The sequence below is a fragment of the Bradyrhizobium cedriense genome (genome assembly GCF_054602315.1).
Window position 1 is genome coordinate 91,359 of record NZ_JBTSWB010000005.1, and the last position, 18,167, is coordinate 109,525.

19 protein-coding genes are annotated in these 18,167 nt (G+C 61.7%); 11 read left to right on the forward strand and 8 right to left on the reverse strand.

What is annotated here, in order from left to right; translation table 11 throughout:
* Positions 1–382: 382 nt before the first annotated feature.
* Both ACYCVF_RS21720 and ACYCVF_RS21725 read left to right on the forward strand, forming a co-directional pair.
* A complete protein-coding gene (locus ACYCVF_RS21720; RefSeq protein ID WP_459600099.1) occupies positions 383–1,354 on the forward strand; it encodes a helix-turn-helix domain-containing protein in 972 nt (323 codons plus the stop codon).
* 154 nt (positions 1,355–1,508) lie between these two features.
* Positions 1,509–1,952 (forward strand): hypothetical protein, encoded by a 444-nt coding sequence (locus tag ACYCVF_RS21725; RefSeq protein WP_459600101.1) that lies wholly within the window; start codon positions 1,509–1,511, stop codon positions 1,950–1,952.
* Positions 1,953–2,242: 290 nt separating this feature from the next.
* Here the strand turns inward: ACYCVF_RS21725 and ACYCVF_RS21730 are convergent, their stop codons facing one another.
* Positions 2,243–2,974: an outer membrane protein gene (locus tag ACYCVF_RS21730; RefSeq protein WP_459600103.1), complete on the reverse strand. Its 732-nt coding sequence runs from the start codon at positions 2,972–2,974 to the stop codon at positions 2,243–2,245.
* Between the two features lie 517 nt (positions 2,975–3,491).
* Here ACYCVF_RS21730 and ACYCVF_RS21735 point away from each other — a divergent pair.
* Complete coding sequence (locus ACYCVF_RS21735) at positions 3,492–3,728, forward strand: hypothetical protein (protein ID WP_459600105.1); 237 nt, start codon at positions 3,492–3,494, stop codon at positions 3,726–3,728.
* 304 nt (positions 3,729–4,032) lie between these two features.
* On the opposite strand, the gene ACYCVF_RS21740 is transcribed toward ACYCVF_RS21735, so the two are convergent.
* The 4 genes from ACYCVF_RS21740 to ACYCVF_RS21755 form a co-directional block, all read right to left on the reverse strand.
* Entirely contained in the window at positions 4,033–4,323 is a 291-nt protein-coding gene (locus ACYCVF_RS21740) for a hypothetical protein (RefSeq protein ID WP_459600107.1), read from the reverse strand.
* A 380-nt stretch (positions 4,324–4,703) separates the two neighbouring features.
* Positions 4,704–5,516, reverse strand: a complete 813-nt coding sequence (locus ACYCVF_RS21745) for a nickel-binding protein (protein WP_459600109.1) — start codon at positions 5,514–5,516, stop codon at positions 4,704–4,706.
* Positions 5,517–5,909: 393 nt separating this feature from the next.
* Complete coding sequence (locus tag ACYCVF_RS21750) at positions 5,910–6,815, reverse strand: LysR family substrate-binding domain-containing protein (protein ID WP_459600111.1); 906 nt, start codon at positions 6,813–6,815, stop codon at positions 5,910–5,912.
* Between the two features lie 121 nt (positions 6,816–6,936).
* On the reverse strand, positions 6,937–7,134 hold the full coding sequence (locus ACYCVF_RS21755) for a hypothetical protein (protein ID WP_459600903.1): 198 nt from the start codon (positions 7,132–7,134) through the stop codon (positions 6,937–6,939).
* Between ACYCVF_RS21755 and ACYCVF_RS21760 the strand changes: the two genes are divergently transcribed.
* From ACYCVF_RS21760 to ACYCVF_RS21775, 4 genes are all read left to right on the forward strand, one after another.
* Complete coding sequence (locus ACYCVF_RS21760; RefSeq protein WP_459600859.1) at positions 7,133–7,951, forward strand: tripartite tricarboxylate transporter substrate-binding protein; 819 nt, start codon at positions 7,133–7,135, stop codon at positions 7,949–7,951. The two genes, ACYCVF_RS21755 and ACYCVF_RS21760, sit on opposite strands and share 2 nt — an antisense overlap.
* Positions 7,952–7,956: 5 nt before the next feature.
* Positions 7,957–9,033, forward strand: a complete 1,077-nt coding sequence (locus ACYCVF_RS21765) for a tartrate dehydrogenase (protein WP_459600113.1) — start codon at positions 7,957–7,959, stop codon at positions 9,031–9,033.
* Positions 9,034–9,192: 159 nt separating this feature from the next.
* Positions 9,193–9,924 carry a haloacid dehalogenase type II gene (locus ACYCVF_RS21770; protein WP_459600115.1) on the forward strand — a complete coding sequence of 244 codons (732 nt, stop codon included), beginning with the start codon at positions 9,193–9,195 and terminating at the stop codon, positions 9,922–9,924.
* A 55-nt stretch (positions 9,925–9,979) separates the two neighbouring features.
* The gene (locus ACYCVF_RS21775) at positions 9,980–10,447 is read left to right on the forward strand and encodes a YbaK/EbsC family protein (RefSeq protein ID WP_459600117.1); all 468 of its coding nucleotides are present in this window, start codon (positions 9,980–9,982) and stop codon (positions 10,445–10,447) included.
* A 110-nt stretch (positions 10,448–10,557) separates the two neighbouring features.
* Here the strand turns inward: ACYCVF_RS21775 and ACYCVF_RS21780 are convergent, their stop codons facing one another.
* Both ACYCVF_RS21780 and ACYCVF_RS21785 read right to left on the reverse strand, forming a co-directional pair.
* On the reverse strand, positions 10,558–10,911 hold the full coding sequence (locus tag ACYCVF_RS21780) for a hypothetical protein (protein ID WP_459600119.1): 354 nt from the start codon (positions 10,909–10,911) through the stop codon (positions 10,558–10,560).
* Positions 10,912–11,121: 210 nt separating this feature from the next.
* Positions 11,122–12,105: an AraC family transcriptional regulator gene (locus ACYCVF_RS21785; protein WP_459600121.1), complete on the reverse strand. Its 984-nt coding sequence runs from the start codon at positions 12,103–12,105 to the stop codon at positions 11,122–11,124.
* 280 nt (positions 12,106–12,385) lie between these two features.
* On the opposite strand from ACYCVF_RS21785, the gene ACYCVF_RS21790 reads away from it, so the two are divergent.
* Together ACYCVF_RS21790 and ACYCVF_RS21795 are read left to right on the forward strand one after the other, a co-directional pair.
* Positions 12,386–14,995 carry an autotransporter outer membrane beta-barrel domain-containing protein gene (locus ACYCVF_RS21790; RefSeq protein WP_459600123.1) on the forward strand — a complete coding sequence of 870 codons (2,610 nt, stop codon included), beginning with the start codon at positions 12,386–12,388 and terminating at the stop codon, positions 14,993–14,995.
* 256 nt (positions 14,996–15,251) lie between these two features.
* On the forward strand, positions 15,252–15,509 hold the full coding sequence (locus tag ACYCVF_RS21795; RefSeq protein WP_459600125.1) for a hypothetical protein: 258 nt from the start codon (positions 15,252–15,254) through the stop codon (positions 15,507–15,509).
* A 39-nt stretch (positions 15,510–15,548) separates the two neighbouring features.
* Here the strand turns inward: ACYCVF_RS21795 and ACYCVF_RS21800 are convergent, their stop codons facing one another.
* The gene (locus ACYCVF_RS21800; protein ID WP_459600127.1) at positions 15,549–16,490 is read right to left on the reverse strand and encodes a LysR family transcriptional regulator; all 942 of its coding nucleotides are present in this window, start codon (positions 16,488–16,490) and stop codon (positions 15,549–15,551) included.
* 170 nt (positions 16,491–16,660) lie between these two features.
* On the opposite strand from ACYCVF_RS21800, the gene ACYCVF_RS21805 reads away from it, so the two are divergent.
* Both ACYCVF_RS21805 and wrbA read left to right on the forward strand, forming a co-directional pair.
* Complete coding sequence (locus ACYCVF_RS21805) at positions 16,661–17,359, forward strand: pirin family protein (protein ID WP_459600129.1); 699 nt, start codon at positions 16,661–16,663, stop codon at positions 17,357–17,359.
* Between the two features lie 137 nt (positions 17,360–17,496).
* Complete coding sequence (gene wrbA, locus ACYCVF_RS21810) at positions 17,497–18,096, forward strand: NAD(P)H:quinone oxidoreductase (RefSeq protein WP_459600131.1); 600 nt, start codon at positions 17,497–17,499, stop codon at positions 18,094–18,096.
* Positions 18,097–18,167: the final 71 nt, after the last annotated feature.

The following is an 18,167-nucleotide window of genomic DNA, read 5'->3' on the forward strand; positions in this document are numbered from 1 at the left end:
CAAACCTCTTGGAGAATAGTCGATCGACGTTCATGCGAAGCAGCGGCATCCGATACGACGGCATTGTCGGCTCCTCCATCCTTTCTTGATTGGCTCGCCTGTGCGAGCAGATAGGTCAGTTTTTCGGTCCTAGTTCTTTTGGCTCCCTGATGTTCGGTATGCTTCAGATGAGCCAATCACGTACCGGTTGCATAAGCATGCTACCTCACGCATATGCGGATGTGATGCGCAGCTTGTGCCGATGCGACGCCGTGCCGCTTTCTGCCCGAAAGTCGTTGCATGCCAATAGGGTAGAGCGAGCACAATTTAGCAAAAAATGCCGAGGCCGTTTTTTGGGCGCAATTTGGTCAAAGCTTACCTTTGGACGATCGTCGAGCGGCACATGCGGCGCGTTGTTGCGACTATGGATCCGGACGGCGACGGGATCGTGAGATGCCGCGATCTCAGCATAGATGGATTCGAACAACTTCGCGCGGCGACACCGACTAGCAACTCCGAGATCATTCAGATCCAGGCTGGCCGCATGCATGGTCGCCTGAGGCACGCGAACGTGGCTGGACTGTCAGTCGGGTTCGGTACCTTTTCGCACGGCGTCATTTCCCAAGGCGTCTACAGCAATGAACGCGTGACCGTTGGTTTTCTCACCAAGACTAGCAGCCGCGACAGTCGCCGAGGAGACATCGGTACCTTGCGAATTTGGTCTCCCGGCATGGAGCATCAAACCCGGTACTCCGCCGGGGTGTCTTTCGGCGCCATCTCAGTTTCGACCGAGGATGTGGCACGGTTCTTCGGACCTGACAGTCGCTTCAGCGAACCGACTGCATGGCTAGCGCCGAACTCGTCCCGCATCACCGCGGAAGCAGGGAGCGTGTCGTCACGAGCGTTGAGAAGCATCATGTCCGGTTTCCATCGCCACGGAAGCAAGCTTACGCTGTCGGAGGCTGAGTATTGGAAGCGAGCCATCCTCGAGAGTGCATGTTTTGCGATTGCGAACTCGGAGCATTCCGATCAGTTCATCTCCTCGCCAGCACGGCTGGTTAACAGAGCGCAGGAGTATCTCGACGATTCGGTTGGTACTCCCGTTCATATCTCCGAGCTACTTTCGAAGCTTCGGGTGTCGAGACGTACCTTGCACCGAGCCTTCTCCGAAGTTCTCGGCATTCCTCCCATGCAGTATCTGCGGCACAGGCGTCTTTGCGAAGCTCGCCTCCGCCTGATTCGGGAAGCTGCAGCGAGTATCACGGTGGCGGAAGTCGCTTTCCAGCAGGGCTTTTCAGACTTCGGTCGTTTCGCGGGATATTACCGCAATCTATTCGGAGAGAATCCGTCGGATACGTTGCTGCGGAACGTTTAGTTCCCCACGGGACACAAGCCGCCTACTCGTGTTGAAGCGCAGTATCCACGCCTTCTAGATTAAGCTCATCGAACCGCGCACTTACAGGCCAAGGCCTCACTGGAACCTACATGCTCTGAGAACATTTGCATTTTTTATGTGAAGGAGAGCAGCGGTGCCCAGTACGTTCCATCGCGTCCCAGCTCACACGAGCGAGGAAATAAATCAGCGAATCCAGAACGACATTCGGAAACGCGTGCGCCATCTCGCGGCGCATCCCGACGCTATACCAGGTCGGCTCCGAGAACTCCGCGAGGAATGGGACATCGAGCGGGCCATTGAGGCGAACGCATCCACTCTCGCTTTCGCGGGTGTTGTCCTTGGCGCCACCCGAGATAGCAGATGGTTGGCGCTTCCAGTACTTGTAACGGCGTTTCTGTTTCAGCATGCCACACAAGGTTGGTGTCCTCCGGTGCCGGTCTTGCGCCGCATGGGATTCCGAACGGCTCACGAGATTGAGCAGGAACGCACGGCGCTGAAAGCGCTGCGCGGAGACTTCGACGCGATATCAGCACAGCAGGACAAGTCTGCTGCCGCGCTGGCGGCGGTAGGCTTGTGACTTTCAGGTTCAGCTCGGCACGTGTGTCTGTCTTGGGTCAAAAGTCTCGGTCAAGCGCTCGACTGCTAACTTCCGGTCTACCCCTGAGAATCGACATGTGGCGGCACCGCTTCAACGGTAGCGATAGGCCAAGAGCTGACATCGCCACGGCTTCCGCCAGCCCCAATCCATCGTTGGTCTGAACCTCCTTGAAGCCGCCCAGGGCCCGTCAGCAGCGACACCACCGAACAACAAAAAGCCCCGGACGATGCCGGGGCTTTGAGCCGCTGACTTTGATCAGGTTTGGCAGATCAGTATTTCGCGACCACCGGTCCGCCGAAGCGATAGCTGACGCCCGCGCGCACGGTGTGGAACACCGGATCATGTTCGTACGAGAAGGCGGGGAACGAGAAGGTAGAGTTGTTCCGGAAGGAGCCGAAATCGGTGTAGCGATACTCGACACGGGCCGACCAGTTGGGCGTGAAGCCGTATTCCCAGCCTGCACCGACGGTCCATCCGGTGCGGGTGGTGGAGACGGTCTCAAACAGAGTGTTCGCGTTCACGTAGGTGTGGTCCATATTCGCCCAGGCCACACCGCCGGTCACGTAGAGCAGCGAATTGTTGAAAGCGACACCGAGGCGACCGCGGATAGAGGCCTGAGTATCGATCCGGAAGTCCGTGCCGTCGAGGCTTCCACCGAGGCGATAACCGCCCTTGAGGTCGGCGCCCTCTATGTCGCCCTCGAGACCGAAGACGAATTGGCTAAACTGCCAGTTGTAGCCAATGTGACCACCGCCAACGACGCCATCAGCGTTGAAGCCCTGGACGAAGCCCGTTGGGAGGCCCGTTGCGTCGGTGAACTCACGGGTGCTGTTGTCACCCCAGGCGTAACCGACCTGCGCACCGATGTAGAAGCCGGTCCAGTTGTAAATGGCGGCCACGGGCGCGGGCGCCTTTGTGTAAGGCCGGGCGGCCAGATCGGCCGCTGACGCGCCGGCGGTGCCCAGGACGAGAGCGGTTGCGGCGATGGCGAGCTTCTTCATTATCTTCCCCAATTTTCAGACATGGAATGCGATCAACTTGATGATGCAAACATAGCCCAGGATTCGCACTGAGCGTGTCACCTGGACGCCACAACGACGACCACATTTTCCCGCGGGCAAAGCCGGGGCTCAATCGCAACCGAACACCGTTTTCCTTCCTTTCCGATGCTCAGAATCTTGGAAAATCAAAGGTTTGTACCCGCGCTGGCGATGAAGTCGGGCAAGTGCTCTATTTCTTATGAGGGGACGCTAAGGCAGGGGAAGAAACTGCGGCATGCGGACGCGGGTCGCACCCGCTTCGACTGCCGTTGGGAGCCAAGCGGACTTTCCCTGCTGGTCCGAATTGGGCTCACATCCCGACGGATCTTTCGGGCAGACGGCATTTGTTACAACTTGACCATGACCTCAACTCGCGAGAGCATCACTCCGTTGTTCCATCAATGTTGCCGCTCGGTGCCTGCTGATGTCTCCTCCGCCAACCCGCTAAAAGCTGAACCACGTTCAGCCGGAGACAAATGTGAAGGTCAACCTTCCCGAGACAGACCTCAAGTCCGTGCAGACCCTTGGCAGCCTTGAGCTCAAGGACGAGCGCGGCCAGCCTGTCGGCCAATACTTTTTCGGAAAGGGGCAGGGTCGAACCGTCTTCTTATTTGGGAAGTACAAGGGGACCTTTAAGACTCACGCGGAATGCCAAGCCTTCATCGATGGCGTGCTTGCGGGAATCGGCGAGCCCCCCGGCCAAACCAATAGCTAACTTGAAGACGATGAGCTTAGGCAAGGCGTCCCAACTCTCATCAGGGCGGGAGGAAAGGCGAGCTCCTACCAAAATGGCCGGGTCTGGTTTGAAGACACGTTTGGGAAGAGACAACGTCGGCTGCGGGTCCAAAGCGGCGGTAGATGCAAGCCAGACGGTGGTCCGGTTTGCCCCCTGACAGCAAACATGACGATCTTCAAGCAACCTTCGCCTGAGGGCCAAAGGCTGACATCTGGTTCGAGCCAACCAGTCAGTCGTTCGCAGCCGGGCGGAACTGTTCGTCAGTGGTCTCCGATGTCCGTTCTTAGGTGCGTTGCACCGCTCGCGGTCCAATAACAGCAGCCGCGAGTTGCGGCCAAAGATTGAAGAAGAAGACGTAGATGATGGCAAAGGCCCACCCGTAGATCATGCTGGCGACAAGGCCGTAGATGAAGCTGCCGACCGCAATCATTTCGAAACCGGGAAAGACAATCGGCAGGAATTCATGGCCCTTCAATTCCGGGAAGGCCAACCAGAGAAGCACGCAAAGAACGTAGGTCATCTGAAACAGCATGCATGTTGCGAACATAGTTCGCACATAGGGGAGTTTGGTCATGCCAGTTACTCCTATAAGGCGGGCGCATCATCGGTGCGCCACGCGGCGGGCGCCACCGTTGCGGGCCTGGCCTCGATCGGTTGGATGGCCGCCGTCAACTTCATGATCAACTCGGAATTCAAATGGGTGCTGCTCGGATTTGCGCTCATCTGGGCTGCAAGCATAGTGGTCTTCGCCTCGGAAAGCTCGCCGGGCCGACACCGACAGCCCGGTCGGTGATATCCGCTAGGGGTAACGCGCGGAAAAACTCAGGCTGGGCATATCGAGTCCGCTGCACCCCCAAGCAGCTGACATCCAACGGAGGTGCCAGGTGGGCCCCTTCGGGCCAGCAGCGGACATCGTCCGTCTCAATCGATACGTCCTCGGCAAAGCCGCGACAGTTAGCGCCATTCGATCTCGTATACGTCGATAGGCTGCAGGAAGCCTTTAAGATGGCAGGGACCGATGTTCTTGACATGCAAGCGATCCCGGATGCGATCCTGAACGGCACTTGACACAAGAATGGCATCGGGCTCGGCCAACTGACACAAGCGAGCAGCCAGTTGAATCGTCGCACCAAAAAGGTCGTTGCTGTCCGCAATCGGTTCTCCGACATCAATGCCAATTCGCACCTGAAGCTTCTCCTTGCTTGCCAGATTGAAGGCTTCAAACGCTTGCTGGACGGAGCGGGCGCATTGCGCGGAGGCGGCCGCGTCGGCGAAGGATGCCATGATGCCGTCGCCAGTGTGCTTCACCACATGCCCACCACTGTCCTTCAATGCGCGGCGGACCAGCGCGTCATGCGCCCGAACCATCTCTACAGATCGAGCATCGCCAAGACGCTCTGTCATGCTGGTAGATCCAACGATGTCGGTGAACATAATGGCCCGCAGGGCCGAATCGATTCTGACGTTGGTTGCCTCGCCGCTCGGTTCCGGATCAGACACTCTCCCCAGAAATGCCTGGACGGCTGAGAGGTCTACTTCGATCACATCTTTCGCCACCTCGCCGTGAGCTTCGTCATGAACTCGCATCGCAGTTTGGATATCCGGTGCGTCAATGAGACAGAAGCCCGTGCCGCGCGATTCATCAAACCAATACGTCAAGAAACGAACTCCGTATTGATCTTGCACTTCCAGGTCTTTTCGATGCGCTTCGGCGATATCGGAAGCTGTCAGACCCGAGAGATCGTGTCGGTCGAGGAAAATTGGCACTGGTGTTGCTCCACCGTTTCTTCTGACGACTCCATCGAAATTTGCAGCAAGCATTGCTTGGCCGAGAGTGACATTTAATGTAACAGCTTGGTGAAGCTTTGGAAGTGCAGCAAGCCCGAGCCGGGGGAAATTCCTGCACCCTGGTGTGCGCTGTGGGTCAAAAAGAGTCGGTTGGGCGCTCAGCGGCAACTTCCGGTCTGCTCCCGTCAACCGACATTTGGCTGCACCGCCTCAGCGGAAGCGGTGGGCCAACAGTCGACATCGTTGCGACAGGCTACCTGGTTGCTTTGCCCATAGCGTGGGTCAGAGGCGCACCATCCAGTCCCGCACTGGACATATCCCATAGCCGACGCCGCCATGTTAGCTCACACTCCGCTCTCCTGGCGTCCTGCTTCAAGCCTCCCGAGAATAGCGCTTGAGAGAAGCCTTGAGAACGTCGAGCATTTCGTCCCTGATAAAATCGCGTGTGCCGCGAGCCCAGGCCGCCGCGAGTGGCAACCTGTCCATGTCAGATGCTTGGAGCGGCACGTAACGAACCCCACGCGCCGCCATTCGGGATGTCCATCGTGGAACGATCGCAACTCCCAGTTCGGCGGCGACAAGATTGACGATGGTTTGCTTTTCATCGGCTAGTTGAACGATGCGTGCGTGCAGTCCAGCTTGAGCAAAAAGCTTCATAGTGAGATCGTGACTATGCGGACGTGAACGACGCTCGGGTACTATCAACGGCTGCTCTGCAAGATCGGCAATGGTCACTCGTCTTCTCGATGCGAGAGCATGACGCTCGGAAACCGCCACGACAGCCGTCTCGTGAAGGAGAAACAGAAATTCTAGCCGCTTATCGGGGTTCTCGGGAGGACGCACCAGTGCAACGTCCAGCCGTCCGGAGATCAGCCGAGGCAGCAGCCGGATCGTCTTGTCCTCGGTCAATTTGACCGTGACATCCGGCCGCCGCGCGCGAAAATCGTGAAGCAGCATCGGAAGAAGTCCGGCGGCAGCGCTATCGATCGCGCCAACGCGGATGGTTGCGGGCTGTTTCCGACCGCGGGCATGAAATTTAGCCGCAAGACCGTCCGCTTGTGCCAGCAAACTACGGGCTTCCTCGAGGAGGATCGCGCCATCATCGGTCAGCGTCACGCTGCGGGTGGTGCGCGTCATCAACCGTGTGCGGAGGTTGTCTTCCAGCAGTCGAATGTGACGCCCGAGCGCGGAGGGCAGCATTTCGAGCCGCTGGGCCGCGCGTCCAAAATGAAGCTCCTCGGCCGCTGCAACGAAGCAGCGAAGCTGGTGCAATTCCATCTCCCGTCCTCCTGCCAGCCGATTATATCAAATATTTGTATAAACATATGCCGGTTGCCGGGGCGAGACACTTGGCCGTAGCTTGACCGATCTCGCTCAATCCTTGGGTGATATCAGCTAATCAATAATCCGCAGGGAGTGACCACATGCGCTTCAATCGTCGCACAATGCTCTCCGGCGCAATCGCGGCGGCGTCGATATTGGTCTCGTACACCGCCACGGCGCAGAGTTCCTTTCCGACTAAGCCGATCACGATCATTGTTCCCGCCGCCGCGGGAGGCCCCACCGATACGGTCGCGCGCCTGATCGGCGAATCCATGAGTAGAACGCTCGGCCAAACTGTACTGGTTGAGAATGTTGGCGGAGCCGGTGGAACGCTCGGCATGGCTCGCGTGTCAACGTCGGCCGCCGATGGCTACACCCTCGCGATTTGGCACATCGCGCATGCCACGGCGCCGGCGCTTTACGACTCCCTCAAATACGACGTCGTCGGTGATTTCGATCCGATCGGCCGCATCACCGACGTGCCGATGACGCTAGTGTCAAAGCTGGACCTGCCTCCCAAGAACGTCACCGAGATCGTGGCGTGGATGAAGGCCAATGGCGAGAAAGCGACGTACGGACATGCCGGCATCGGCTCCGCCTCGCATCTGTGCATGCTGGTGCTGATGAAGGAACTCGGCATACAGATGAACGGCATTCCTTATCGCGGCACCGGACCAGCGATGAACGATCTGCTCGCCGGCCAGTTCGACGTGATGTGCGATCAGACCACCAACACGACCAACCAAATCAAGCAAGGCAAGATCAAGGGGTTTGCCGTCACCACCAAGACCAAGGTGTCGTCACTGCCCGACCTGCCGACGCTTGATGCCACCGCCTTCAAGGGTTTTGAGGCCACGGCCTGGCACGCCATGTGGGCGCCGAAGGGATTGCCGAAGGACGCAACGGACAAGCTGGTCCCCGCGCTTCAGGTCGCGCTGAAGGACCCCAAGGTGATCGAGCGGCTTGCCAGCCTCGGAACAGAGCCCGTTCCGGCCGCACAGGCAACGCCCGCTGCCCTCAAGTCACAACTGGAAGCCGAAGTCTCGCGGTGGAGTGCCGTGATCAAGGCCGCCGGGGTCAAAGGAAACTAAACACGATGAAGACGTACGCGATAGCAGCAATACCCGGCGACGGGATCGGCACCGAAGTCATTTCCGCCGGCGTGGAGGTGCTGCATGCGCTTGCCGCGCGGGAAGCAAAGTTCAACTTCAAGGTCGACCATTTCGACTGGGGCTCCGAATACTACAAGAAGCACGGCGTGATGATGCCGGAAGACGGCCGCGACCAGATCAGAAAGCACGACGCCATCCTGTTCGGCTCGGCAGGCGCGCCCGACGTGCCCGATCACATCACGCTGTGGGGTCTGCGGCTCGCGATCTGCCAGCCGTTCGACCAATACGCCAATGTCAGGCCGACCCGCATCCTGCCCGGGATCACCAGCCCGCTGCGCAACGTGCACGGGAAGGAGCTTGACTGGGTGATCGTGCGCGAAAACTCCGAAGGCGAATATGCCGGCGTCGGCGGCCGCGTGCACCGGGGCTTGCCGCTGGAAGTCGCAACCGATGTTTCGATTCTGACGCGGGCGGGCGTCGAGCGCATCATGCGCTTTGCCTTTAGGCTCGCGCAGTCGCGGCCGCGAAAATTGCTCACCGTCGTCACCAAGTCGAATGCCCAGCGCCACGCCATGGTGATGTGGGACGAGATCGCGACCGAAATATCGGGCGAGTTTGCCGATGTGACCTGGGACAAGATGCTGGTCGACGCCATGACCATGCGCATGGTGATGAAGCCGGAAAGCATCGACACAGTGGTGGCCACCAATCTGCATGCGGATGTGTTGTCGGATCTCGCCGCCGCGCTCGCGGGCTCGCTCGGCATCGCGCCGACCGCCAACCTAAATCCGGAGCGGACCTATCCGTCGATGTTCGAGCCAATCCACGGCTCCGCCTTCGACATCATCGGCAAGGGCATTGCCAATCCTGTAGGAACCTTCTGGTCTTCGGTCCTGATGCTGGAGCATCTTGGCGAGCCCGCTGCTGCGGCACGTCTGATGCTAGCGATCGAACGCGTCACCGCGCAACCGCGCTTTCACACCCCGGATCTCGGCGGCCAAGCCAAGACAGAGCAAGTTACGGCTGCCCTTATCGACGCCATCCATGGAGCAAACGACTGACCGCATTCGCTTCCCGGCACTTCGCGAGCGAAGCCTGCAAAGGTCCGCTTTGGAACACACTTGCAGTGGCAGACTTCCGCTGTGCTCTGGTAAGCTGACGATCATGCGCAATTCCCCAAGCGGAGTTCTTGTGACCACAACTGCCTGGAAGAACAGCCAATGACCATCAAAGCCGTCGTCTTCGATGCCTACGGAACGCTCTACGACATCCAGTCGGTCGCAGAGATCACCGAGGATGCGTTTCCGGGCTATGGCGAGATCATCACGCAAGTCTGGCGCATCAAGCAGCTCGAATACACCTGGCTGCGGTCGCTGATGCGACGCTACCAGGATTTTGCCGCCGTCACCCGCGACTCGCTCGCCTATACGCTGCGCATCCTGGGGCTCGCATATGAGGACGACGCATTCGAGCGCGTGATCGCGAAATATCTGCAGCTCGATCTCTATCCGGACGCGACGGGAGCGCTCGCAGCGCTGAAGCCGCGCAAGCTCGCGATCCTCTCCAACGGCAGCCCGGACATGCTGAACGCGCTCGTGCGCAATTCCGGCCTCGACGGCCTGCTCGATGCCACCATCAGCGTCGATGCCAGGAAGATCTTCAAGCCCAGCCCGGAAGCCTATGAGCTGGTCGGCGAGGTGCTCGGTACCGCGCCGCATGAAGTTCTGTTCGTCTCCTCCAATCCCTGGGACGTGGCTGGCGCGAAATCCTTCGGATTGAACGTTGCCTGGATCGAACGCGTCACGCCCGAAGCCATGGCGCTGGCTTGCGTCGAGAACGAACTCGTGGCACCGCTCACCATGTTCAAGGCGATCCGCACCCAGATGGATGAGCTCGGCTTTGCGCCGGATCATCGTGTCCGCGCGCTCTCCGAGCTGCCCGGGATCGCCTAGGCGTCGCGGCCCGCCTATGAATTCGTCATGAGCCGCCTGGAATGAGCTGCCTGGAATGAGCCTTCAATCCGTTCGTGATTTCTTCGCCGAGAAAGCCCCCGACATATCCGTCATCGAATCCCCGATCAGCTCGGCGACCGTGGCCCTGGCGGCCGAAGCCTATGGTGTCGAGCCGGGGCGGATTGCCAAGACGCTGTCCTTGCGGATCGGCGAGCGCGTCATCCTGATCGTCGCCGCGGGCACCTCGCGCATGGACAACAAGAAGGTCAAGGCGCAGTTCGGCGGCAAGCCGAAGATGCTGGGAGTGGAGGAGGTCGCAGAGATCACCGGCCACGAGGTCGGCGGCGTCTGCCCGTTCGGGCTGAAGTCGCCGCTGCCGGTCTATTGCGACGTCTCGCTGAAGACGTTCGATGTGGTGGTGCCGGCCGCAGGGTCGACCCACAGCGCCGTGCGCATCACGCCTGACCGGCTGGCGGAGCTGACAGCGGCTGAATGGGTCGACGTCTGCGAACACCGACCTTAGAGCGGGTTAGTGCGGAATGAGTTTGGGCTGAATCGATGGTGGCGGCGACTTCACCTCTCCCGGGGGAGAGGTGGACCCGAACGACCGACCTAGCCAAATTTCACTCGGCTCTAGTCGTCATCGTCGTAGGGCCCCGGTGCTGGTGCCATACCGGGTGGCGGGGCGGTGTTGTAGCGCGGTGGGGGCGCCGCGCGATTGCGCGGCACCGGCTGCGGCGATTGCGCCTGATTGTTGGACTGGAACACGGCACGGCAGCCGCTCGAGAGCTGCGGCGCGTTCTGCTGCAGGCATGCCACGATGCGATTCACATCCGGAACCTGGTCACTGCACAACCGCCAAACGTCCGGTGTGCAGGCCATCTGCTGTTCCATCGTGCCGCGATATTCTTGCGCGGAAGCCGTGCCCTGAACGAGGATGCCGCCGATCGCGAGCGCCATACCCAGCGCAATCCGCTCTGTTCGCATGTTCGGTCCTTCTCGAATCCGACAAATCTCATCAATCAATGAGGCGAGAGCCGGTTCTGGACCAACAAAAAAATGTGAAATGCCTGCAGGAACCTATTCCACCTTGCCGATCAGCTTCACAGCCGCAATCGCCCGCGATGTCAGGGGCAAACGACTCCCGCGCCGCCGCTCGAACCACACGTCCAGGACGGACCGAAGACATGCTTCCGACTAAGGTTTCTTGCCTGTTTCGGCGTGCCGCATCTTCGCGTCCATCGGGGTCACGCCGAAGCGCCGCCGAAATGTCCGGTGAAAATACGAGACGTCGTTGAAGCCGGAGAGATGGGCGATGTCGCTGATCTTGCCCGCCCGGTGTATCGGATCGCACAGCAGCCGCGCCGCCCGCAGCAGCCGCTGCTCCAGCACGAACTCCGAGTACGTGGCGCCGCTGCGCTCGAACAGCAATTGAATGGTGCGAGGGCTGGCGCGATGGCGCCGCGCGAGGTCGGCGAGCGTGAGGCTGCCGTCCCCGAGCCGCGCCAGAATATCCGCCTTGACGCCTTCCAGCCGAGCCGCGGCGAGGCCGCGCTCTTTCGCCTGTTCGGTGGCGTCGCGCCGGCCGCCGAGCACCAGCACCATCAAATCCATCAGGTGTTGTGAAACGGCGTGCTGCGCCAGCGCATTCAGTCCCGGAGCGTGCTGAACCGCGAAGTCGTAATATCGATGCAGCAGCGCAGTGAGCGCGGGGTCATGATCGAGCGGCCGCGCAACGCTGTCTTCGGCATTGGGGCAATAAGACAGCAGCGTCTTGCGGTCGAACAAGGCGGCCTTGTTGCTGCCCTTCGCGAGCTGCGCGACGAATGCGCCCTTGATGGAGGCGTCGATGAGACTGATGCCCAGCGGCGCGACCTCGAGCGCCCGACGGCCCATGACGGCTTGCAACGGCGAATCCGGCGCCATCAGTAACGCCAGATTGTCGCTGGCGGCGAGCGTCATAAACCTGATCGGCGTGCCGCTGCAGAAGGATATCGTCGCCTGCGGCAACATCAACGCCTTGACTTCGCAGTGAAAAGAGCCGTCGGACAAAGGTGCAAGATCGGCTGCCATCACGCGGCGGCAAAATTCCTCTCGCCACATCTCATAGGCCGGCCCATGCGGTTCGCCGGTATAGCCGAGGCGCGGCGCACCGTGGATCGATTGGTCATCGGCCGCCATGAAGGCGCGTCTCCGGGCTCATTCCAGACCCAGCAATATCGCGTTTGTTGCAGTGCGCAATACGCTTCAAATGAGATTGCGCGTCAGGCCAGGTGATTTTTCGCTTGAGTCCATTTCCAGCCGCGACGGGCCGCGCCGCTGTCGGCACAACCCGTGGCATCGCCGCAACAGAGTGACGCAAACCGGCGTCCTGCGCCTTTCGTCATAAGGCATTTCGCATAACGCCAAGAAACGCGACGACGTCCCCGCTAGCAATTGTGCTGGAATGAGGGAATCGTCGATGTCGACTGCAATACCGGCCTGTGCGCATACCACAATGAAGGCCGCCGCCCTGCGCAACACGCTGCTCGTCACCACCGCGCTGGCGCTCGTCTCGCTTCTCGTCGTGATCCCCGATCAGGCTCTCGCTGCCTGCACAGTGGCGGGCTCCGGCACGATCGGCGCGCTCAATTCGGGCGACGTTGCGACCTGCACCGGCGCGAATAATACCGACCATATCAACGCCACCAGCCGCAGCAACGTCAAGGTCAACGTCGGCGACGGCACGACGACATCGCTGCTGCCGGGCGCAGGCATACCGGCGGTCGTTTTCGACGGCACCATCGGCTCGCATATCACCGTCAACAATCAGGCGACGGTCTCGACCTACAGCGGAACCGTTCTGCTCTCCAACGGATCGAACAGCAACACCGTGACGATCGCGGCCGGCGGGATCGCGGAGGGTACGGGCAACGCCGAGGCGGCGATCGTCATCGACAATTCGAACAACAATCTCATCAACATCCGCGGGACCGCAGTCGGCACCGGAGCAAACACGACGGGACTTCGGATCAGCGGGACGTCGAGCGGCAATGCCATCCTCGTCTATGACAGCGGATCGATCGGCGGCGGCCATACCGGCGTGCAATTCATCGCCGGCGGCAATACACTCATCAATGGCGGCACGATCTCCGGCGGCTTCTTCATCGCCATCCAGGGCTCTTCCGGCAGCGACACCATCTTCAACTCCGGCACCATCTCGGGCGGCGGCAGCGGAGCGATCGAGCTGAATGGGGGCGATGATCTGCTCGGCCTCGCTCCGGGCGCGACGATCACCGGGAATGTTCGCGGCGGGAGCGGTACCGACACGCTGAACCTCGGCAGCGTTGGCAGCGCCTCGTTCGACCTCGGCAATCTCGGCCCCGGCCTGCAATATGACGAGTTCGAGCAACTGAAAAAGAACGGCAACTCCGTCTGGACGCTGACCGGCACCACCGCCTTCAACGGCGCAACGACGGTGGACGCGGGCGGCCTGATCGTGAACGGCACATTGCCCTCGGTCGTCACGATCAATGGCGGCTATGTCGGCGGCACCGGCACGGTGGGCGGTCTCCTCATCAACAATGGCGCCACGGTCGCACCCGGCAGTTCGATCGGCACGCTCAACGTCAATGGCAACGTCGCGTTCAACGCCGGATCGACCTATCAGGTCGAGATCAATGCCGCCGGCCAGTCCGACAAGATCGCGGCAACCGGGACCGCCACGCTCAATGGCGGCACCGTGCAGATCGTGCCGCTTGGCGCCGGCTTCATCGCCAACACCCAATATACGATCCTGACCGCGACGGGCGGCGTCAACGGGACTTTCGCCGGCCTCACGACCTCGGGCAGCCCGCTGGTTTCGGGGCAGCTCAGCTACGACGTCAACAACGTCTATTTCATCCTTCAGCAGATCGGTGGCTTCGGCACGCTGTCGGGTCTGACGCCGAATCAGGGCGCGGTGGCCGGCGCGCTGGACCAGGCGCAGCTCGGCGGCGCATCGGGGACGCTGACCACGGCGATCAACACCCTCGCCGCGCTCAATGCGTCCGGCATCAAGGCCGGCCTCGATGATCTTGCCGGTCAAGTTCACGCCGATGGACGCCGCTTCGTCGCCGATCAGGCCGACATGTTCCAGAGCTTCATGTGGAATGCGGGCACGCAGTCGCGCGGCGAGACCGTGCGCATGTCGGCCACCGCCTACGCGCCGGAGCCGGCGGATCCGATCGGCAAGGCGCTCGCTGGCCGGCGCGACACACCGGCGCGGAGCGTCTGGTTCGGCGGCTACGGCAATTGGGACCAGGTGGCGGCGAGCGGCATTGCCTTCGGCACGAACACGACCGTCGCGGGCGCCGCGCTCGGCGCCGATCTCTGGCACATGCCGGGCTTCACGGCAGGGCTTGCGATCGGCGCATCGACCGGCCAGCTGCGGATGGCCGGCCGTGCCGACCGGATCGACGCCAATGCCGGCCATGCGGGCTTCTACGCGCGCGGCGAGAGCGGCGGCTTCAATCTCGCATCCGCCATCAGCTACTCCTTTGCGGCGCTCGAATCCTCTCGCACGATCGCATTCCTCGGCGAAACTGCGACCGCCTCCTCGCGCGCGAACACCTTTGCTGCCTCGCTCGGCGTCGCACGTCCCTTCGCGACCGGATGGGGCTTCACGGCCGAGCCGTTCGCCAGGGCCGACTGGTATTCGACACGCCAAGGCAGCCTGTCCGAAACGGGTGCACCTGGCGTAAACCAGCTGGTGCAGGCCGGCAGCTTCGACGTTGCCTATGGCACGGCAGGTTTGCGCACCCGTCACCAAGTGATGATGCCGAACGGCCAGACGGCCCAATTCGGCGCGACCCTCGCCGTCCGCCACGAATTTACCGGCAGCGCAGCGTCCACCACTGCGGCCCTGGAGGGCGCCCCCGGCATTCCGTTCGCGATCACCGGCGTCGAACGCGCACGCACGGTCGCGCTCACCGGCGCGGAGATCCGGTGGGATCTCACGGCAGCGACCTCGTTCAAGGCGTCCTATGAGGGCGCGTTTGCGCCGGGATATGACCGCCACACGGTGCGAGGCGTGGTCCGCAGCGAGTTTTAGGACCGCTCCACGTTGCCGATCTTCTTCACTGCCGCGATCGGACGCGCGCTGTCGGCTGCGATGAATCGCGCGAAGACCGGCGCGTCCTGACATTGCGTCCGATCCATGAAGGGCTTCTCCTCCAACCTTGTCTTGTTTCGCTCCTGCCTGGCGCAGCGATGGGCAAGAACGAGATGTTTACGAAGCGTTAACCATGTTCGGCCGAGCCGGGAACGCCTCCCGGGGACGCGCAGTTACACTCCCAAGGGAGTGAGCCATGCGAAATGTTGAAACCATCGACGTCGCGTTGGACGAGATGCTGGTGAATCTCGCCGCGATCGTCTTGCGGCTTTCAAGGCCCGAGTTGACGCGAACCCCTGAAGCGCGGCACGCGCTGGCGCAATCCGTCCATCAATATGCGGTTTGCGCGAACCGTTCGAGCGACCCTCGCGTTCACGAATTGAAGTCGCAGCTTGAAGAAACGTTGAAGCCGAGCTTGCGCATCGTCGCGATCGACGGCGTGGAGGTGGCCTGACCGCGATGGTGGGCAGGGCGCAAGAGCGCCCTTGCCACCCTACGACGACAACGCCTTCGCCTTCCCGCGCGCCCGCCGCTTGCAGGTGCCCGGCAGCTTTGCCGCAAGAAAATCGCCGAGCGCCTCGACCCGGGCGGGGCGCGGACCACCCGGCGGCGTCACCAGGTGCACGGCGCCTTCCGCCTGTCTCCAGTCCTTCAGGATGACTTCGACGTCGCCGGAGGAAATGGCCTCACCGACGATGAACTCGGGCAGCTCGGCGATGCCGAGGCCGGCGATCAGCGCCGGCATCACGGCTTCGCCGTTGTTGACGCGAAGCGGGCCGCCGGGGCGCACGCTGGCCTGCTCGCCGGCCGAATTGGTGTAGTGCCAGACGTTCGGCGTCGAGAGATAGGCGTAGCTGAAGCACTTGTGCTGGGCGAGATGCATCGGATGCGTCGGCCTGCCGTGGCGCTTGAGATAGGACGGCGCAGCCACGGTATAGCGTGGCATGGTGAAGAGCTGCCGTGCAATCAGCGAGGAATCGGGCAGCCGCGCGATCCGCACCGCCATGTCAAAGCCTTCGCCGATCAGATCGACGGTCGCATCGCTCAAATGCAGATCAACCGAGACTTCCGGATAGGCCTGCAAGAATTCCGGCAAGAGCGGCGCCACCGCCTTGACCCCGAATGTCATGGGCACCGCGAGCCGGACCAGCCCGCGCGGCGCCACCGATTGCGCCAGCGCCTCGTTCTCCGCGGCTTCGCCATCGACGAGCAGGCGCGTCGCGCGCTCCGCGAGCTTGTGCCCGGCATCGGTCAACGCCAGGCGGCGCGAGGTGCGGTTGAACAGCCGGGCGCCGAGCCGCTCCTCCAGCCGCGTGACCGCCTTCGAGACCGTCGCCTTGGACATTGCGAGTTCGCCCGCAGCCCCCGCAAACGACCGTAATTCCACGACTTTCGCAAAAATCGCGAGAGCCTCGAAATCGGGGAGTTTTGCCATGGAAGCTGCCTCATGGGGACATTTAAGGAAACAATGTGTTTCGACAGTTTCTATTTCTATACCACACAGGCGGGCTTATCCAAGGGTCATCAGAAAGTCAGGGCTCAGTGTCGACGGCGTGGTCGGCGCCTGATCCGAACGCGGCCCATTCACGTCAAGGAATTGCACAGATGATCGAACTCAGACCTTTCGCAAAGCTCGGCGGCGCCGACCACGGCTGGCTCAAGGCCAAGCATCATTTCTCCTTCGCCAGCCATTATGATCCGAACAATATGGGTCATGGCGCCTTGCGGGTGTGGAACGACGACGAGATCGCGCCGAACACCGGCTTTCCCGCTCATCCCCACGCCAACATGGAGATCATCACCTATGTGCGCGAGGGCGCGATCACCCATCGGGACAGCCTCGGCAACGAGGGGCGGACCGAGGCAGGCGACGTGCAGGTGATGAGCGCGGGCAGCGGCATCCGCCACTCCGAGTACAATCTCGAACCGACCAGGACGCAGATCTTCCAGATCTGGATCGAGCCGGCCGAGCGCGGCGGCCAGCCGACCTGGGGCTCAAAGCCGTTCCCGAAGTCGGACCGCTCCGGCAAGCTCGTCACCATCGCGAGCGGGTTCAAGGACGACGCGGACGCACTGCCGATCCGGGCCGATGCACGCGTGCTCGCAACCACGCTGAAGGCCGGCGAGAGCGCCGAGTATGAGCCGCGGACATCGCGGCATCTCTACCTCGTGCCTGCGGCCGGCTCCGTCGAGATCAACGGCGTGCGCGTCAATGCCCGCGACGGCGCCGCGATCCGCGACGAGGCCAAGCTGAAGATCACAGCGCTCGAAGACTCCGAGCTCGTGCTCGTCGACGCGGCGTAACAATTTCTTCGTCATGGCCGGGCTTGTCCCGGCCATCCACGCCGATCCGCGATCGAACAAGAACGTGGATGCCCGGGACAAGCCCGGGCACGACGTCCCCAATAACTAGCCGTCAAACCCGCACAACGGAGACCACCATGACCAAAGTTCTCGTCCTCTATTACTCCGCCTATGGCCATATCGAAGCCATGGCCAACGCCGTCGCCGAAGGCGCGCGCGAGGCCGGCGTGACCGTCGACATCAAGCGTGTGCCGGAGCTGGTGCCGCCCGAGGTCGCGAAAGCCTCCTACTACAAGCTCGATCAGGCCGCCCCCGTCGCCAGGATCGAGGATCTCGCGAACTACGACGCGATCATCGTCGGCACCGGCACCCGCTTCGGCCGCATGGCCTCGCAGATGGCGAACTTCCTCGACCAGGCCGGCGGGCTCTGGGCCAAGGGCGCCCTGCACGGCAAGGTCGGCGGCGCCTTCACCGCGACCGCGACCCAGCACGGCGGCCAGGAGACGACGCTGTTCTCGATCATCACCAACCTCCTGCATTTCGGCATGGTGGTGGTCGGCATGAACTACGGCTTTGCCGGCCAGATGAAGCTCGACGAGGTCACCGGCGGCGCGCCCTACGGCGCCACCACCATCACCGGCGGCGACGGCAGCCGTCAGCCCAGCGCCAACGAACTCGCCGGCGCACGCTATCAAGGCCGCCAGATCGCGGAGACTGCCAAGAAACTGCACGGCTGACTGTATGGCTGAGCTGCGCGGCTAAGCTGGACGATCGACTGCATGGCTGATGCGATTGGGGCGGCATTCTC

What these genes read in the sequence shown, in the direction of transcription:
- ACYCVF_RS21720 (WP_459600099.1), top strand. Translation starts at nt 383, where the DNA reads ATGCGGCGCGTTGTTGCGACTATGGATCCGGACGGCGACGGGATCGTG.
- ACYCVF_RS21730 (WP_459600103.1), bottom strand. Translation starts at nt 2,974, where the DNA reads ATGAAGAAGCTCGCCATCGCCGCAACCGCTCTCGTCCTGGGCACCGCC.
- ACYCVF_RS21740 (WP_459600107.1), bottom strand. Translation starts at nt 4,323, where the DNA reads ATGACCAAACTCCCCTATGTGCGAACTATGTTCGCAACATGCATGCTG.
- ACYCVF_RS21750 (WP_459600111.1), bottom strand. Translation starts at nt 6,815, where the DNA reads ATGGAATTGCACCAGCTTCGCTGCTTCGTTGCAGCGGCCGAGGAGCTT.
- ACYCVF_RS21760 (WP_459600859.1), top strand. Translation starts at nt 7,133, where the DNA reads ATGAGTAGAACGCTCGGCCAAACTGTACTGGTTGAGAATGTTGGCGGA.
- ACYCVF_RS21755 (WP_459600903.1), bottom strand. Translation starts at nt 7,134, where the DNA reads ATGGATTCGCCGATCAGGCGCGCGACCGTATCGGTGGGGCCTCCCGCG.
- ACYCVF_RS21765 (WP_459600113.1), top strand. Translation starts at nt 7,957, where the DNA reads ATGAAGACGTACGCGATAGCAGCAATACCCGGCGACGGGATCGGCACC.
- ACYCVF_RS21770 (WP_459600115.1), top strand. Translation starts at nt 9,193, where the DNA reads ATGACCATCAAAGCCGTCGTCTTCGATGCCTACGGAACGCTCTACGAC.
- ACYCVF_RS21775 (WP_459600117.1), top strand. Translation starts at nt 9,980, where the DNA reads ATGAGCCTTCAATCCGTTCGTGATTTCTTCGCCGAGAAAGCCCCCGAC.
- ACYCVF_RS21780 (WP_459600119.1), bottom strand. Translation starts at nt 10,911, where the DNA reads ATGCGAACAGAGCGGATTGCGCTGGGTATGGCGCTCGCGATCGGCGGC.
- ACYCVF_RS21785 (WP_459600121.1), bottom strand. Translation starts at nt 12,105, where the DNA reads ATGGCGGCCGATGACCAATCGATCCACGGTGCGCCGCGCCTCGGCTAT.
- ACYCVF_RS21790 (WP_459600123.1), top strand. Translation starts at nt 12,386, where the DNA reads ATGTCGACTGCAATACCGGCCTGTGCGCATACCACAATGAAGGCCGCC.
- ACYCVF_RS21795 (WP_459600125.1), top strand. Translation starts at nt 15,252, where the DNA reads ATGCGAAATGTTGAAACCATCGACGTCGCGTTGGACGAGATGCTGGTG.
- ACYCVF_RS21800 (WP_459600127.1), bottom strand. Translation starts at nt 16,490, where the DNA reads ATGGCAAAACTCCCCGATTTCGAGGCTCTCGCGATTTTTGCGAAAGTC.
- ACYCVF_RS21805 (WP_459600129.1), top strand. Translation starts at nt 16,661, where the DNA reads ATGATCGAACTCAGACCTTTCGCAAAGCTCGGCGGCGCCGACCACGGC.
- wrbA (WP_459600131.1), top strand. Translation starts at nt 17,497, where the DNA reads ATGACCAAAGTTCTCGTCCTCTATTACTCCGCCTATGGCCATATCGAA.